Below are 16,723 nucleotides of genomic sequence, written 5' to 3' on the forward strand. Positions count from 1 at the left end.
TTTATGAGTTGCAAAATTAATAGATTATTGGGGAATTTGAAGGTATTGATATAAAATAACTCAATTACAGATTTAAATATTTTAGAGCATCAGGGAATTCAGTGGGAGGTAACTTTAAATTCAATGAAATGACAAAGGTTTTGAGCTCCAAGCGGATTTTGAAGATAAAACAAATTAACTTTGGACTCTTTAAGGGCAAATTCTGATTTACTGTTCAAAAATAATATTCCTAATCAATATAAATTCCGTATGCCATTAGCAATAGACAATATAAGGGTAGGCCGTGTTTACAAGCTTGTCAATTATGGGGAAATCAGGTTTTTAGAAGCCATGGAAAGAACCGGAAGGGAAAACTTTAAAATGAAGGATTTGGATACCTTGGAGTATTATGAAATTGATGAGCTATTACGGTGGGGGAAAGGTAAAGATTATGATTTGGACGAAGTCCGTTAATAAAGTAAAATGGTATGAATGAAAAAAACAGTTTAGCAGGTGCTATTCTCAAGGCTCAATGCCCTAAATGTAGAAAGGGAAATATTTTCCCGGTTTCCATTATTAGTTTTAGAAAATTAACCCAAGTAAATCAATGCTGTCCCAATTGCGGTGTCGAACTTGTCCCTGAACCAGATTTCTACTATGGAGCGATGTACATCAGCTATGCATTGTCAGTGGCATTGTTTATTAATGTAATGATCATCCTCAATTATGTCTTCGATGACCCAGAACTGGTGGTTTATATTGTCTCAGTAGTGTTTTTTAACATAGTATTACTGCCTGTGATGCTGAGGTACTCCAAGGTTTTATACCTGTATGGTTTAGGTAAAATTTCCTACGACCCTAAGCAAAAATAAGGGAAACCAGCCTCAAAAACCTTAAAGAAAATTTTTTATTTTTTTTCAGTTAGTAAAACTTACTGTTATTTAGTTCGTATAACATAAACATTATACTTACTTTTCTTTTGTCATGCACCGTATATTGAATAACACTATTATTCCTGTCAAGCCAGGTATTTTTATCAAGGATCCTTTAAGTTCCGATTTAGGAAAAAAGGTGCTTGAAGAAAGCCTTGTCTTGATAGATGAGCTTGGAATGGAAGCTTTTAATTTCAAAAGACTTTCTGCACATGTTGGAAGTACGGAAGCCGCCATCTACCGGTATTTCGAAAACAAACACAAAATATTATTGTATTATATAAATTGGTATTGGGGATGGCTCGAGCATAATCTCGTTTATGGTACTGCCAATATGGATAGTCCCAAAGACAAAATAAAAATGGCGGTAAATCTATTGGTAGTAGGACCTTCGTTTCATAAAAACTTATATCTAAACATAAGTTTGCTTAGAAGAGTTGTCACTGAGGAATCATCCAAAGCATTTATGACCAAAGAGGTTGATAGCGAAAATAGCAATGGTTTTTTTGATCAATTCTATAATTTTAGTGAGCGAGTGGTTAACATATTCCTGGAATACAATCCCAATCATCCTTTTCCAAAGGCCTTTGTATCCACGCTCATCTGGTCAACGCTTCTTAACTCATTCTGTTCTAAGCATGTACCAGATTTAATTGAAGATGATTTCATTGGTCAAGATAAAGTGGACTTTTATTACAATTTGGTTTTTAATTCGCTTATAAATGAATGAAAATTTAATAAATACACCTTTAAAAAGGTTCTTCGGTCTTTTAAAGAGTGAGAAGAAAGAAATTTATGCGATTTACTTTTACGCCGTTCTGAATGGACTTGTATCGCTTTCCTTGCCTCTGGGAATACAGGCAATTCTTAATTTTATTTTGGGAGGTAGGCTTACCACCTCCTGGGTGATTTTGGTGATTATTGTAGCACTCGGGGTTATTTTTGGTGGTTTTTTACAAATTAGCCAGCTCTATTTATCTGAGAAGTTGCAACAGCGTGTATTTAGTAATTCGGCCATTGAATTTGCTTATCGTCTTCCTAGGTTGAAAATGGAGTCCTTGCGCGGTAAATATGCGCCTGAGCTGGTCAATAGATTTTTTGATACAATTAACTTGCAAAAAGGGTTGTCTAAATTACTGATTGATTTCAGTACTGCATCTCTTCAAGTTTTTTTCGGTTTGATTTTGCTGGCGATTTACCATCCGTTTTTTATCATTTTCTCCTTTATATTGGTACTTACCATCTACCTCATCTTTAAGTATACAAGTCCAAAAGGGATGAAAACCAGTTTAAAGGAATCCTCTGCAAAATATGAAATCGCGTTTTGGTTGGAAGAGATTGCGAGGACATTAGAGACTTTCAAGCTTTCAGGTTTTTCTCCTTTACCTTTTAAGCGTGTGGATGAATTGGTGAAAAAGTATGTATCCTTTCGAAATGCTCATTTTTCGGTATTAATATTTCAATACAAGGTCCTAATAGTTTTTAAAGCACTTATAGTGGTTATATTATTAGTAGCAGGAAGTTTATTATTGATGAACAATGAGATCAGTATTGGTCAGTTTGTAGCGGCGGAAATCATTATTGTTTTAATCATCAACTCAGTAGAGAAAATCATCCTAAGCCTTGAGACGGTATACGATACCCTTACAGCCACTGAAAAACTTGGGCTTATAATGGATATGGATTTGGAGAGGTCCACTGGAAAGGTGAATGCTTTAAAAGAAGAAAATTCAGGATTGTCCTACACCTTTAAAAATGTATCTATTTTCTCTGAAGACAATGATAAATCTATACTCAATAATTTCAACCTTGAAATACAGGAAGGTGAGAAAGTCATCGTCACTGGTGAGAGTGGGGCTGGTAAAAGCACATTATTACAATTGATGGCAGGGTTGAAAGAGGAATATGAGGGAAAGGTGATAGTAAATAAATTGCCTATGGATACTTTGTCTTTGGAGAAATTAAGGTCTTTGATAGGGGATAGTTTGTCTAGACAATCTATTTTTCATGGGACCATCAGGGAGAATATAACTGTAGGGAATGAGGAGGTTTCCGAAGCCATATTAAGAAATGTTTTGGAAGTTGTTGGTTTAAACGATTATGTTTACAGACTTAAGGATGATCTTGAAACAACTCTTTTGCCAGAAGGAAAAGGCCTTAATAATTCTTATATAAGTAAAATCATTTTGGCGAGAAGCTTATGTTTTTCCCCAAAATTACTTTTGCTTGAAGAGGAACTTAATTACCTAAACCAAGAAGAATCAGACAAAGTATTTGATTTTATTTTTTCAGGTCCATGGACAATGGTAATGGTATCAACTCAGGAGTCTCTTTTGAGAAGAGCAGACAAAATTGTGGTGATGAAATCAGGAGAGGTTGCTTTTGAGGGTGATTTTTCAAACTACGAAAGTTACAGAAACCAGAATAAACGTTAATCCAATGTTAAATATTTCTAGAAATTCGATCAAAAATTTAATTGATATCGATTCTTTCGAAAGCTATCACTTGACACGCTCAAGTAATCAAAGCCGTAGGAGGATTAGAATTTTACTGTATTTATTAATGACTGGGTTTGTCTTCCTGTTTTTACCATGGACTCAAAATTTCAGGTCAAAAGGAACCATGACGGCTTTAAAACCCGAACATAGACCCCAAACCATACATTCGGTTATCCCTGGAAGGATTGAGCAGTGGTTTGTTCAGGAGGGTGATTTCGTAACCAAGGGAGACACCATCCTATTCCTTTCTGAGGTCAAAGAACAATACATGGACCCAGATTTGCTTAGTAGGACGCAATTACAAGTTGATGCAAAGGAATTGTCAGTAAAATCGTATGAGGCAAAGATCAAAGCACAGGAACAGCAGTTGAATGCATTGAAAGAAAACAATACCTTGAGAAAGGAACAGGCACAAAATAAACTGAAGCAAGCAAATTTGAAAGTGCTTTCCGACAGCATTATGTTAGAAGCTGAAAAGGTTAGTTTTATGGTGGCGGAAAAGCAGTTTCTCAGGATGGAGAAATTATACAAGGAGGGATTAAAATCACTAACTGATCTGGAAACAAGAAAAATAAAACTTCAAGAGTCTCAGGCAAAGGCATTGAGTGCGGAAAATAAATTGCTTGGCAGCAGAAATGAATCCATCTCGGCCACCATAGAGTTAAATGCCATTGACAATGATTTTAGAGACAAATTGGCCAAAGTAAGTTCTGAAAGATTTTCGGCACTTTCAGGTCAATATGATGCTGAGGCTGGAGTAAATAAAATGAAAAATGAATTAACGAACTATACTGTAAGATCCGGAATGTATTATGTGTTGGCCCCTCAGTCGGGTTATATCACCAGGGCTATTCAGGTAGGGATAGGTGAAACCATAAAAGAAGGAGCGGAAATAATTAGCATCATGCCTCAGAATTATTCCTTGGCGGTAGAAATTTATGTGGATCCAATAGACCTTCCATTGGTCAAACTAGAAAGCAAAATCAGGTTTATCTTTGATGGCTGGCCAGCTATAGTGTTTTCAGGATGGCCTGAATTGTCAAATGGTACCTTTGGCGGAAAGGTATTTGCCATTGATAATTTTACCAGCGCAAATAATAAATACCGGGTGTTGGTAGTCCCTGACCCTGATGAAGAACCATGGCCAGAAGCATTGAGAATTGGTGCAGGAGCTGACGGAATTGCATTGCTAAATGATGTTCCGGTTTGGTATGAGATATGGCGGCAAATGAATGGTTTCCCGCCAGATTATTACACGCTTCAAGAATCTAAGGAAATAAAAAGTCAAGCAAAATGAAATACTATATTGGTTTTCTTGGACTAATCCTTGTATTAATATGCACACCCCTTAGCGCCCAAGAAAAAAACCTTTCTTTTGACCAATTTATGTCGTGGGTGCAGCAGTACCATCCAGTTGTTAAACAAGCGGACTTGTATTTAGCTTTTGGAAAGCAAGAGATGAGAAAGGCTAGAGGAGGTTTTGACCCTTATTTATATGGTGGCATCGACGAAAAACATTACGATGAAAAAGAGTATTACAATAAGCGGGAAGGAGGAATATTAATTCCTACGGTAGGTGGAGTTGAGTTACAGGGGATTGTGGAACAAAACAGAGGCACCTATCTCAATCCAGAACAAAATGTGCCAAATAATGGGGTTTATGCAGTAGGGGCAGCAGTCAATATTGGAAATGGGTTATTAATCGATAAGAGAAGAGCAGCACTCCGACAAGCTGAAATTTATAATTTGGCATCTGTTGAAGAGAGAAGACAGCGACTAAATTTGTTGTATTATGATGCCACTGTTGCGTATTGGGAATGGGCAGGTTCATATGCTGATTTACAAGTGCATGAAGAGGTACTAAGACTTGCCAATATAAGATTTGAAGGAGTAAAAGGTCGCTTTGACCAAGGTGACCTACCTGCCATTGATACTTTGGAAGCTTATACGCAAGTGTTAAATAGGAGTATAAAATTACAAAAGGCAGGTTATGTCTACTTTTCCAATACCCAGGAATTGAATGTATTTCTTTGGGATGAAGAGGAGAAGCCTATAGAGCTGGAGCCATTAACTTTTCCTCAACCGCTTATTAAGTCAGCTTCTCAGGAATTAATCAAGGAAGATTTTTATAAATCCTTGCTTGATCATCCTGAATTGCGCCTAATTGATTATGATCTTGACTATCTAGATATTGAAAGAAGGTACAAAGCGGAACAATTGAAACCTAAAATTAAACTTAAGTATAACTTCTTGACAGAAACATTTGGGGGATTAGAGCAATTTGGCTTCCTGGAGAATAATTATAAATTTGGAATTCAGGTCGCAACGCCGTTATTTTTGAGAAAAGAAAGAGGAGACTTGGGTATTACCCGAACAAAAATTGTGGATGTAAACTACAAGCGTGATTTAAAATATGAGCAGCTTACCGCCAAACTGAGGAAAGTCTTTAACGAATATGAGGTCTTAAGTCGGCAGTTAGCCATTTTCTCTCAAAATATTCAAGGCTTAGAAAGCTTATTGAAAGGTGAAAGAATCAAGTTTGATTTAGGCGAAAGCTCTTTGTTTTTAATTAATGCCAGGGAAACAGGCTTGTTTGATGCCAATATAATCAATAATGGCTTATATGTGGATCTAATTATTGCTTATTCAAAGATCAGAACAGCAGCTGGCTTGGGATTTGAAGACTTATAAATATGAAATACATTTATCTTTTCAGGTGGCTCACATGGCCTATTCGTTATTTTTTTTCTTTAATCAAAAGGAAGTTAGGTAAGCTCGACTTATTGCGCGTAGAGGTGTTTGTTGTTTTAGGAAATAGTTCACATCTCTTTGTCAAAGGCAGGGTGGTTGAAGCATATAAACAAAGCAGGCCTTCAGATAGAAACACCACCTTGCATAATATACTTGCTACCCTGAGAAGGTATGCTGGCAGTAGTGTACCAGATGCAAAGGTTGAACTAACGATAGGGAGTCAGAAAAAAACATTAATTACGGATGAAGAGGGCGTTTTCGAAGGTTTATATGAACTTAATGGAGAAGTATCTAAATCCATAAAAGCGGTTCAATTGTCTTTGCTAGCTGAAGAAGGTCTGAAACCGGAAGTGGCCTCGCTTACCAAAGATATATTGAGATTTGAAAATAAATATCCCCGAGCGATAATTTCAGATATCGACGATACAATTATTGTTTCAAAAGCGACCAACATCCAAGAAAAATTTTGGCTTTCTGTCTCCAAGAATGCCTACACCCGACGGCCTTTTCCAGGGGTTAGTGATTTATATAGCCTGCTTTCGGCTGATGGTGATTTTCCTGTGTTTTATGTTTCCAGTAGTGATTGGAATCTTTTTGACCTGATCCAAGATTTTATGAATTACCGGAACATCCCTTTGGGACCAATTTTGCTGAAGGATCGACACATGAATTTAAGAAATATTTGGAAATCTGGAGGTGGAAGCCATGAGCATAAAGTGCAAAAAATCACTTTTCTAATGAACTTTTACCCTGAATTAAATTTCGTACTTATAGGTGACAGTGGCCAACATGATCCTGAGATTTATGCAGAAATCATTGGTAAATTTAAACACAGAGTGGAAGCCGTTTACATTAGACAGGTAGGGGCAATAGACCTGTCCAGAGAAAAGGAATTAAACGATTTGCTTCCAGAAAATAAAATAGCTTGGGTCAAAAACTCCACCGAAGCTATCGATCATGCAAAGACTTATTTACCACTATAACCCAGTCAATAGGGATTACTTAAATATGAACTGGCAGGCTTAAAGTTTCGCGTTTCCTAGCAAATAAGACTTTTAAAAGCCAAGAAATAAGAGAATTCTATGTTGGATGCCAAAATACAAGGACTTATAATAGAGATTCTAATTTTTCATGTGTGAGCGGTTTTTCGATAAAACCACTTACAAAAGGAAATTCTTTTGATTTTTGTCGGTCTTGAAAGTCTATTGAACTGGATAGCATAATGATACGATCCTTCCTGTCATTTTCAAGTTCCAAATACTGGCTTAAAAAATCCCAACCATTCATTACAGGCATATTAATATCGACAAGGATCAATATCCTTTTTTCCAAATCTGGATCTTTAAGGTATTGTAACGCAACCTCAGCCTCTAAAAATTCGATGGTCTTAGGCGATAAATTTAATTTGTTGATTAACCGTTTATTGATCAGATTGTTTATTGGGTCATCATCAATTAAAACAATTAAATCGAATGGATACATTGACTATTAAATAATAACTTTTCTCTCTCTCGTTCTCTTACGCCTGAAATTTAACACTATAATTCCACTATTAAAATAAAGTTTTAAATTTTCGCAGGTTTGATTTCATTAAAGTTTAAACTAAGCAAGTAGGATTTGTTTTAAGATTGGTAAAAAACAAAAAAAGGGAAACCATTACGGTTCCCCTTTTCAGCGTTTTATATGAAATGAATTACATCATTCCACCCATTCCTCCGCCACCCATTGGTGGGCCTGCAGGGGATTCTTCTTTAATGTCAGCTACTACACACTCTGTAGTTAGCAATAACGCAGCTATAGATGCAGCATTTTCCAATGCTAGACGCGTTACTTTAGTAGGATCAATTACACCAGCTTTGAACAAGTCTTCATACTTGTCAGATCTCGCATTGTAACCAAAATCTGCTTTGGAGTCTCTGATTCTATTAATTACTACTGATGCTTCTCCACCTGAATTGGAAACGATTGTTCTCAAAGGTGCTTCGATAGCCTGTTTGATGATGTTGATACCAGTATCTTCATCTTCATTTAGGCCTTTCAATTTTTCAAGTGCTAAAGCAGCCCTGATAAGTGCTACACCACCACCTACTACTACACCTTCTTGTACAGCGGCTCTGGTTGCATGAAGTGCATCATCAACTCTGTCTTTTTTCTCTTTCATCTCCACTTCGGTAGCTGCTCCTATGTAAAGGATAGCAACACCGCCAGATAGCTTGGCTAATCTTTCTTGAAGTTTCTCACGATCATAATCAGAAGTAGTTTTTTCAATTTGAGATTTGATCTCATTGATTCTAGCTTCGATTGTGGCTTTTTCACCAGCACCATTAACGATGGTAGTGTTGTCTTTATCGATATTGATTTTCTCTGCAGTACCTAAGTAATCTACAGTTACATTCTCTAGTTTATAACCTCTTTCTTCAGATATCACAGTACCTCCCGTAAGGGTAGCGATATCTTCCAACATGGCTTTTCTTCTGTCTCCGAATCCTGGAGCTTTTACAGCGGCAACTTTCAGTGCACCTCTGATTTTATTTACTACTAAAGTAGCAAGTGCTTCTCCGTCAACATCTTCGGCGATGATTAGCAATGGTCTTCCAGATTGAGCAACAGGCTCTAATATTGGAAGCAATTCTTTCATTGCTGAAATTTTCTTATCGTAGATAAGAATGTAAGGGTTTTCCAATTCAGCTTCCATTTTCTCCGTATTGGTAGTGAAATATGGAGAAAGGTAACCTCTGTCAAACTGCATACCTTCAACAGTTCTAACTTCTGTTTCAGTACCTTTAGCTTCTTCTACAGTGATAACCCCATCTTTGCCTACTTTTTTCATGGCATCAGCAATCATTTTGCCGATTTCCTCGTCGTTGTTAGCAGAAATTGTAGCTACTTGTGCAATTTCTTTAGACGTAGAAATTTCTTTAGATGAAGCTCTTAATTGACCAACGATTGCTTCTACAGCTTTGTCGATACCTCTTTTAAGATCCATTGGATTTGCTCCAGCAGCCACATTTTTAATGCCTACAGAAAAAATTGCCTGAGTCAATACTGTAGCCGTAGTAGTACCATCACCTGCATCATCAGCAGTTTTGGAAGCTACTTCTTTTACCAACTGAGCACCCATGTTTTCGATAGGGTCTTCTAATTCTATTTCTTTAGCTACAGTTACACCATCTTTAGTAATAGAAGGTGCCCCAAATTTTTTATCCAAAATTACATTTCTTCCTTTTGGACCTAATGTTACCTTTACTGCATCAGCAAGAGCATCGACTCCTTTTTTCAGGCGATCCCTTGCGTCGGTATTGAAAAATAATTCCTTAGCCATTTTTTAAACTTTTTTGAGTTTTAATTGATTAAACTTGATTATAGGACCTTTAATTAAAGGATAGCGAAAATATCCGCTTCTCTCATGATCAAATAATCAGCACCTTCTACAGATAGCTCAGTGCCAGCATACTTACCATACAAAACAGTATCGCCAACTTTTACAGTTAATGGCTCATCTTTTTTGCCATTACCGATTGCGATTACGGTACCTTTTTGTGGTTTTTCTTTGGCAGTATCAGGGATATAAAGACCTGAGGCCGTTTTTTCTTCTGCGGCAGCGGGCTCTACCAAAACCCTGTCTGCTAGAGGTTGGATGTTAACTTTAGACATGTGATTTAGTTATTTTTTAAGTTTAATTTCTGTAATACATAAGCTTATTTACACTTTCTATGCCAATCGTATTATTGACATTTTTACTGACATAAAGTCTTAATTACTTATCAATACTGACAGATTAATCTAGGAAAAAATACAGTAGACCTGTCAATTTTGCGGTGAGGAATTGGTAATTATGTCACATTTACGTACTTTATAACTGTAATTTAATAGGATGTTTTATGAGAAATTTATCGGATAATTGGATTGCTGAAGGTTGGGTCGATTTTGAATATAAAAAGTACCTCCTTTTGGCCTATTTGAAAGAAGTAGAAAAAGAGTTTAAATCAGTTAAACTTTATCCCCCTTTAGCAGAACTGATCAAACACCATCAGAAGCTTGAAGAACTAAACAAAAATAGCCATCAATTGAAGGCGGCTTTTCCTAGGGAAATTGACAGTATAAATTTTAAAAAAGCAGCCATTAATTATAAGGACAAAACCCAAGAGGATGAAGTAATGAAACAATTAGGGGAAATCATAGCCTATGCCTTGCCGCAGATTAAAAAACAAATAGATGAGGGGAAAAGTATTTATGATTTCATAGAAGATCAAATGGAAATAGAGCCTGTAGGGCTTTCTGCAATTTATCAGAAGGAAGGCTATGCCTTGGTTTCCAATGGGTCTTCAAAAGACATTCTGGTTTACCGTTACAAAGTTGATTTATTTCAAAATAACCTGGATAAATATAGAGGCATTGTTCTCAAATATATTGCCGCTTTTAGAAAAAGTCTTACGACTACCTGTCACCGGATTAAACTTGATTTGATTAAAAAATTTAAGGATCTACCAAATCCATCCACATGGCAGATTAATTCAAAACACGATGTCCCGCTGCAAGAGAGCCTTTTACCTATAAGCAAGCGATTATTGCTAAGACACATTGTTGTTAAATAAAAAAGGGAAGATTTAAATCTTCCCTTTTTTATTTAACACTTGAGTTTATTTTCAGTCCTCTTTTTTCAATAATGAATTCTCGTTGGAAACCAATATAGGCGTTGGACTGGTAGGTACTTCGCTTTTAAGTTCCGCAGTTTTCTTTTCTGATAGTTCTCTGATTTCTCGGTTTTTAATAACCTCATCACCTGGTTTACCAAATAGGATCTGATATACTTCTTTACCATCTTTTGCTTTTTTGACGTCGCTCACGATATCCGCCCATTCATGGAAAACCAAATAAACGGGGTTATAAGAAGTAACTGGCTTGGTGATGCCATACGTTGGTCTTCCTTCCTCTGCTTTAAATGTTCCGAAAATTCTGTCCCAAATGATAAAAGTAGAGCCGTAGTTTTTGTCCAAATAATGGGCATCACTTCCATGGTGTACTCTATGATGAGATGGTGTCACAAAGAAATATTCAATAGGCTTAGGAAGCTTTTGGATGTATTCAGTGTGAATCCAGAACTGATACAATACAGCTACCTGGTGACAAATGAAGAAGACGAAAGGATTAAAACCCATCAACATCACGGGTACAAAGAAGATAATCTTTATGTGCTGTGTCCAACCTAAGCGAAAGGAAACAGAGAAATTGTACTTCGCTGAGTTGTGGTGAGTAATGTGAGTTGCCCACCAGAAACGTTGCTCATGCGTAACCCTATGTGCCCAATATCTTGCCAGGTCTATAGCGAAGAAACAAAATATGAATGACCACCAGGTTGGAGGCACTTTCCAAGGAACAATATTCCAGCAAAACAGGGCTATTCCAAATGTAAAGGCTTTGATTAAGGCGCTAATTCCTACATTCACAAGTCCAATTGTAGATGCAGCGAGGAAATCTTTTTTATCGTAAGTATCTTTTTTTTGGTATAAGCTGATTCCCCATTCAATAAATACCAGTAAAAACATCACAGGAGCGGCCCATAAAATGACATTTGGCCATTTGTCCGCACCTAAATCTTCCATACTTAAATGATTTTCAAACATAGATATTAACTTTGGTTGTTTTATTTAGGATTTTAAAACGTCAATTTAATCATATTCCAGCTCTTCTTCAATTTTTGATAACTTAAATAATATTAAAATATTAAATAAAAAAGGCCTGTTGATTTCAACAGGCCTTTTTTATCATGCTTGCATTTTTTGTTATTCTTCTGTATCTGGAGCTGTTTCCAGTGGAGTCTCTTCCTCATTTCCTTCAGAAGGTAGAATTGATTGGTCATCAAAAGAAGGAGTGAGGATTTGTTTTTGTGCATTTTCTACATTCGGAGAGGTAAACCCCGAAGAATTACTTTCATGAAAAGCTGAAGAACCTAGGCACAACACGAAAATTGCAATGGCTAGAAACCAAGTAGCTTTTTCTAAGATATTACCAGTTTTGGTGACTCCCATGATTTGTGAAGCACTGCCACCAAATGCTGCTCCTGCACCACCTTTAGAGTTTTGGCCTAAAATGACCAAAATTAACAATATGGCTAAAACGATAATGATACTGATGATTACTACAAACATGCTTGTTATTTATTTTAATCTTTTAATTTCTCAATTTGATCTGCAAAGAAAGCCTTTTTCTTTGGAAAGTTCAATATTAATTTTTGATATATTTCAATCGCCTCTTTATTTTTGTTCTGCTTGACAAGTAATTTGGCGTATGATTCCGATACCATGCTGCTATTTAATAGGGTGCTTTTTTCGGATAAATCTGGTAATTCCACGATCTCATCCATTTTTTCCCTTTTTAAACGTATAGGCTTCTCTTTAAATTTATCTAATAATTCTTGTTGGTCTTTATTGAGTTTTTTAGAGATTATTTTTTCGGGTGACGTAATTGCCATACTGCTTACAGTACCTTCTTCTTCTTTATTTATATTTTCGGGTAGGTCCTTTTTTTTTAAATCTTCAGTACCCTCGCGGTTGGTAGGGGCTACTTTATTTATTTTTTTTAAATTTTCTTCCAAACGCCTCAGTATTTCATCTCTTTTAGGCCTGGAAATATTTTCTGAAGTTTTTCCCTCATTAGGATTTGGTTCCCCTATTGGTAGGGGAGTATTGCCCGTTGAGTCATCATTATTTTCCTGCGCTGGCTGAACAATTGGTTCGACCGCTGTGATTTCAGTAATAGGTGCTTTAGTGATTTCTTCTTCTGCTATTGATGCTGGAACGATGGGAGATGTGCCAGTAAGTAAGCTTTTTAACCTTTTCCTTTCGGGGCTCACCACAGCAGCCCAATGAAGCAAAGTTTGAGATTCACCTGAGGCTTTATCCCATTCATACTTGGCGGCAAGTACTTTTGGTGCCAAAAAGTAAGGAAACTTCTCTTGAAGCTTTAATGCTTTCTTTAAATCAGCATTGTCAAGATTGTCGGCTTTATTTATAAGTTCTAAAAATGCTTGAGCGTTCACAGTATCAATATTTAAATAGGTTCTTTAAATATAACAATTTTTACCAATTGGCGACAGTAGATGTGAAAATATCCTGAATGATGCTTTCAAAAATCTCCTCTACCAATTCAGTTTCCACTTGTAATAAAGTGGTGGCTCTTGGGTCGTAATCTTTAAAGAATGAAAATGATTTTTTTGCATTTTCTTCTTCATTCGATAAATTGATGAACTCTAATTCTACCGCTATTGTGATGCGCATTTGACCTGCCCTGTCTGGTTGATTGCTGTTAGTGCTGGACACGGTTGCTTGAGGACTAATTGTATACCTGGTGATGGCTCCTAAAAATTGGATGTCCCCATTGTTCTGAATCAATTCCAACTGGGTATTTCGTTGAAAGTAATCTTTCAGTTCTTCTGTGAAAACCTGTCCCATATTGGCTGGACCTCCTCCCGAATCGTTGAAAAAATTGTCTACCGAGAAAGTATTGGTAACATTATAATCGAGGGTGGTGCCTGTAAAACTGTATTCAATTTTGCAAGCTGAAACCAAGCAAATTATGCCTAGTACCATTATTAGGGTTCTATTGAATATCATATTGCTTGATCTTCCTATAAAGCGTTCTTTCAGAGATCCCCAAATCCATCGCAGCATACTTTCTCTTATTATGGTGTTTTTTTAATGCTTTGGTAATCAGTTCTTTTTCCTTTTTTTCCAAAGAAAGTGAATTGTCGTCTTCTTCATGGATGATGTCTTCAATGATATCATCCTCGTAGTTTTTTCTTGTACTATCCTTTTCTTCCTTCTGTTCTTTCTTTGCACCTAGGGATTCCAATACCAATGGTAGGTTCTTAGATGGATTAGGGCGCTCCTCATAATGAGAAGAGGACTCCATATCTTCAAAAAGATTTTGGTGCTTTTCCATGATATTTTGATCCAAGCCGCCTGAATGATAAGACTCTAATATGAGTTTTTTCAAATCGGTCATGTCCTTTTTCATATCAAAAAGAACTTTATACAAAATTTCACGCTCAGAAAAATCCGAAAAAGCATCCTGCTTGTCATTGCTTCCTTTGATTGAAGCAGGTAAACTGCTTTTTTCTTCAGGAAGATATCTGAGTAAAGTTTCCACATCGACCTCTCTTTCCTGCTCCAATAACGAGATTTGCTCTGCTAAATTTTTTAATTGCCTGATATTTCCAGGAAAAGGAAATTTGAGAATAAGTTTTCTCGCCTCATCTGAAAGAGTAATGGGCTTAACCTGGTACTTTTCAGAGAAATCAGTCGTAAATTTCCTAAACAGCAAAGCTATATCATCCCCTCTTTGTCTCAGGGGAGGGACAAAAATGGGAACCGTGTTTAACCTATAATACAAATCCTCTCTGAATTTGCCTTTTTCTACAGCTTTCAAAAGATTTACATTGGTAGCAGCGATTACCCTAACATCCGTCTTCAAAACTTTCGAGGAGCCTACTTTGATAAATTCACCATTTTCCAATACACGTAATAGTCTCGCCTGGGTTCCCAAAGGCATTTCACCTATTTCATCTAAGAAAATAGAACCGCCATCTGTTCCTTCAAAGTACCCCTTTCTTGCCTCGTGAGCACCGGTAAACGAACCTTTTTCATGACCAAATAACTCCGAATCAATCGTTCCTTCTGGTATGGCGCCACAGTTTATGGCTATGAATTTCCCGTGTTTACGACGGCTAAGTGCATGGATGATTTTGGAAAAAGATTCTTTACCACTTCCACTTTCACCAGTAACCAATACAGTCATTTCTGTAGGTGAAACTTGCATGGCTACTTGAATGGCGTGATTGAGCAACGGACTGTTTCCAATTATTCCAAACCTTTGCTTAACGCTCAATATTTCCGATGCACTTATAGAGATCATGTTTTAATATTTATTGATTGACAATTTCTCCGAATAGGGTAGCAGATGTACAATCTGTAATCCTAACCGTGACATAATCCCCAATATTTAAATTGCTTTTTGGTATAATCACCACCTTATTGGCAGAATTCTTGGCCTTTAATTGATCGTTGGACCTTTTGGACAAGCCTTCTACCAAAACTTCTTGTACCTGCCCAACTTCTCTTTGATGTCTTATAAGGGAAAGGGCACCTTGCTTGTCAATGATCTCTTGGAGTCTACGTTTTTTGACAGCCAACGGAATATCATCTTCGTATTTCTTTTCTGCCAAAGTTCCTGGACGCTCGGAATAATAAAACATATAGGAAAAATCAAACTTAACAATGTCCATTATACTCAAGGTGTCTTGATGCTCTTCTTCCGTTTCCGAACAAAATCCTGCAATCATGTCCGAAGAAATCCCACAATTCTCGCCTAATATTTCGCGAATTTTTTTGATGCGGTCCAAATACCATTCCCGGTCATAGGTCCTGTTCATCATCTCCAATACCCGACTATTCCCACTTTGAACCGGTAAGTGAATGTAATTACAAATGTTCTCGTATTGCTTCATCGTTTCCAATACCTTGTCGGTAATATCCTTGGGATGAGAAGTAGAAAACCTTACCCTAAGTTTTGGATTTACCTTAGCTACCATCTCGAGTAAATCAGAAAAATAGACAATTTGCGATACTTCGTTCTCTTTTTTATTTAGACGTGCTTTGTTGTTCTCCTCAGAAGACCATTTATAACTGTCAACATTTTGGCCTAAAAGGGTAACCTCTCTATAGCCTTGATCAAATAACGCTTTGGCCTCTTTGGTGATAGAATGTGGATCACGACTTCGCTCTCTGCCTCTTGTAAAAGGAACTACACAAAAGGAACACATATTGTCACAGCCCCGCATGATGGATATGAGTGCACTTACTCCGTTTGAGTTTAGTCTTACCGGAGAAATGTCAGCATAAGTCTCCTCCCTTGACAAAAAGGTATTTATTCCTTTTTGCCCATCCTCAGCCAAACTTACAAGACCAGGTAAATCTCGGTAGGCATCAGGACCAACAACTAAATCCACCAATTTTTCTTCTTCTAAAAGCTTTTCTTTTAAACGTTCTGCCATACAACCCAAAACACCAATCTTTAATTCGGGGTTGGCTTTCTTGACTTGATTGAACTGACTTAATCTTTTGCGTACTGTCCGCTCTGCTTTGTCTCTAATAGAACAAGTGTTGAGTAAAATTACATCCGCATTATTGTAATCAGAGGTAGTGTCGAATCCAGTTTCCTTCATGATAGAAGCGACTATCTCACTGTCAGAAAAATTCATTTGACAACCATAGCTTTCGATGTATAACCGCTTCGCTTTACCTGTATTTTCTTCCACAGTTACCCTAAAGTCACTATTCGTATCCTCTTCACCGCTGATGATATCGATATCCTTAATAATATTTTCCATTGGCTGACTATATTTCAGATCGCAAATTTAACAAAATACCGACATATTGACAGTAGTTCACTTTATTATTCTGACATTATTCAGGTAAAATTGTGTAATCAATAGATAAACTTCAAAGGTCAATTGTTTTTTTGTAGTTATTTGAATGGATAGGGTAAAAGGATAGCTTGTATCAT

At 36.7% G+C, this 16,723-nt stretch carries 17 protein-coding genes; 8 read left to right on the forward strand and 9 right to left on the reverse strand.

What is annotated here, in order from left to right; genetic code table 11:
- The first annotated feature begins 249 nt into the window (after positions 1-249).
- The 7 genes from AAC073_RS03115 (at position 250) to AAC073_RS03145 (ending at position 7,143) form a co-directional block, all read left to right on the forward strand.
- A complete protein-coding gene (locus tag AAC073_RS03115; RefSeq protein WP_339922374.1) occupies positions 250-453 on the forward strand; it encodes a hypothetical protein in 204 nt (67 codons plus the stop codon).
- 14 nt (positions 454-467) lie between these two features.
- Positions 468-851 carry a DUF983 domain-containing protein gene (locus tag AAC073_RS03120; RefSeq protein ID WP_339922375.1) on the forward strand — a complete coding sequence of 128 codons (384 nt, stop codon included), beginning with the start codon at positions 468-470 and terminating at the stop codon, positions 849-851.
- 112 nt (positions 852-963) lie between these two features.
- Positions 964-1,641 (forward strand): TetR/AcrR family transcriptional regulator, encoded by a 678-nt coding sequence (locus tag AAC073_RS03125; protein ID WP_339922376.1) that lies wholly within the window; start codon positions 964-966, stop codon positions 1,639-1,641.
- Positions 1,634-3,346: an ATP-binding cassette domain-containing protein gene (locus AAC073_RS03130; protein ID WP_339922377.1), complete on the forward strand. Its 1,713-nt coding sequence runs from the start codon at positions 1,634-1,636 to the stop codon at positions 3,344-3,346. The genes AAC073_RS03125 and AAC073_RS03130 overlap by 8 nt, the downstream gene beginning before the upstream one ends.
- Positions 3,347-3,350: 4 nt before the next feature.
- Positions 3,351-4,706 (forward strand): biotin/lipoyl-binding protein, encoded by a 1,356-nt coding sequence (locus AAC073_RS03135; RefSeq protein WP_339922378.1) that lies wholly within the window; start codon positions 3,351-3,353, stop codon positions 4,704-4,706.
- Positions 4,703-6,100 (forward strand): TolC family protein, encoded by a 1,398-nt coding sequence (locus tag AAC073_RS03140; protein WP_339922379.1) that lies wholly within the window; start codon positions 4,703-4,705, stop codon positions 6,098-6,100. The genes AAC073_RS03135 and AAC073_RS03140 overlap by 4 nt, the downstream gene beginning before the upstream one ends.
- 2 nt (positions 6,101-6,102) lie before the next feature.
- Positions 6,103-7,143: a phosphatase domain-containing protein gene (locus tag AAC073_RS03145; RefSeq protein ID WP_339922380.1), complete on the forward strand. Its 1,041-nt coding sequence runs from the start codon at positions 6,103-6,105 to the stop codon at positions 7,141-7,143.
- Positions 7,144-7,267: 124 nt separating this feature from the next.
- Here AAC073_RS03145 and AAC073_RS03150 read toward each other — a convergent pair whose 3' ends face one another.
- From AAC073_RS03150 to AAC073_RS03160, 3 genes are all read right to left on the reverse strand, one after another.
- Positions 7,268-7,642 (reverse strand): response regulator, encoded by a 375-nt coding sequence (locus tag AAC073_RS03150; protein WP_339922381.1) that lies wholly within the window; start codon positions 7,640-7,642, stop codon positions 7,268-7,270.
- Positions 7,643-7,853: 211 nt separating this feature from the next.
- Positions 7,854-9,482, reverse strand: a complete 1,629-nt coding sequence (groL, locus tag AAC073_RS03155; protein ID WP_339922382.1) for a chaperonin GroEL — start codon at positions 9,480-9,482, stop codon at positions 7,854-7,856.
- Between the two features lie 53 nt (positions 9,483-9,535).
- The gene (locus AAC073_RS03160) at positions 9,536-9,814 is read right to left on the reverse strand and encodes a co-chaperone GroES (RefSeq protein ID WP_020890459.1); all 279 of its coding nucleotides are present in this window, start codon (positions 9,812-9,814) and stop codon (positions 9,536-9,538) included.
- Positions 9,815-10,041: 227 nt separating this feature from the next.
- Between AAC073_RS03160 and AAC073_RS03165 the strand changes: the two genes are divergently transcribed.
- Positions 10,042-10,755: a hypothetical protein gene (locus tag AAC073_RS03165; RefSeq protein ID WP_339922383.1), complete on the forward strand. Its 714-nt coding sequence runs from the start codon at positions 10,042-10,044 to the stop codon at positions 10,753-10,755.
- Positions 10,756-10,806: 51 nt separating this feature from the next.
- On the opposite strand, the gene AAC073_RS03170 is transcribed toward AAC073_RS03165, so the two are convergent.
- From AAC073_RS03170 to miaB, 6 genes are all read right to left on the reverse strand, one after another.
- Complete coding sequence (locus AAC073_RS03170; protein ID WP_339922384.1) at positions 10,807-11,784, reverse strand: sterol desaturase family protein; 978 nt, start codon at positions 11,782-11,784, stop codon at positions 10,807-10,809.
- Between the two features lie 159 nt (positions 11,785-11,943).
- The gene (gene secG, locus AAC073_RS03175; protein WP_339922385.1) at positions 11,944-12,309 is read right to left on the reverse strand and encodes a preprotein translocase subunit SecG; all 366 of its coding nucleotides are present in this window, start codon (positions 12,307-12,309) and stop codon (positions 11,944-11,946) included.
- Positions 12,310-12,323: 14 nt separating this feature from the next.
- Entirely contained in the window at positions 12,324-13,199 is an 876-nt protein-coding gene (locus tag AAC073_RS03180) for a hypothetical protein (RefSeq protein ID WP_339922386.1), read from the reverse strand.
- Positions 13,200-13,239: 40 nt separating this feature from the next.
- Positions 13,240-13,773, reverse strand: a complete 534-nt coding sequence (locus AAC073_RS03185) for an LptE family protein (RefSeq protein ID WP_339922387.1) — start codon at positions 13,771-13,773, stop codon at positions 13,240-13,242.
- On the reverse strand, positions 13,760-15,073 hold the full coding sequence (locus tag AAC073_RS03190) for a sigma-54 dependent transcriptional regulator (protein ID WP_339922388.1): 1,314 nt from the start codon (positions 15,071-15,073) through the stop codon (positions 13,760-13,762). The genes AAC073_RS03185 and AAC073_RS03190 overlap by 14 nt, the downstream gene beginning before the upstream one ends.
- 10 nt (positions 15,074-15,083) lie before the next feature.
- Positions 15,084-16,547, reverse strand: coding sequence for a tRNA (N6-isopentenyl adenosine(37)-C2)-methylthiotransferase MiaB (gene miaB / locus AAC073_RS03195; RefSeq protein ID WP_339922389.1), 1,464 nt, complete (start codon positions 16,545-16,547; stop codon positions 15,084-15,086).
- Between the last annotated feature and the right edge of the window lie 176 nt (positions 16,548-16,723).

Origin of the sequence: uncultured Cyclobacterium sp. (assembly GCF_963977555.1) — a bacterium.
Taxonomy (GTDB): Bacteria; Bacteroidota; Bacteroidia; order Cytophagales; family Cyclobacteriaceae; genus Cyclobacterium.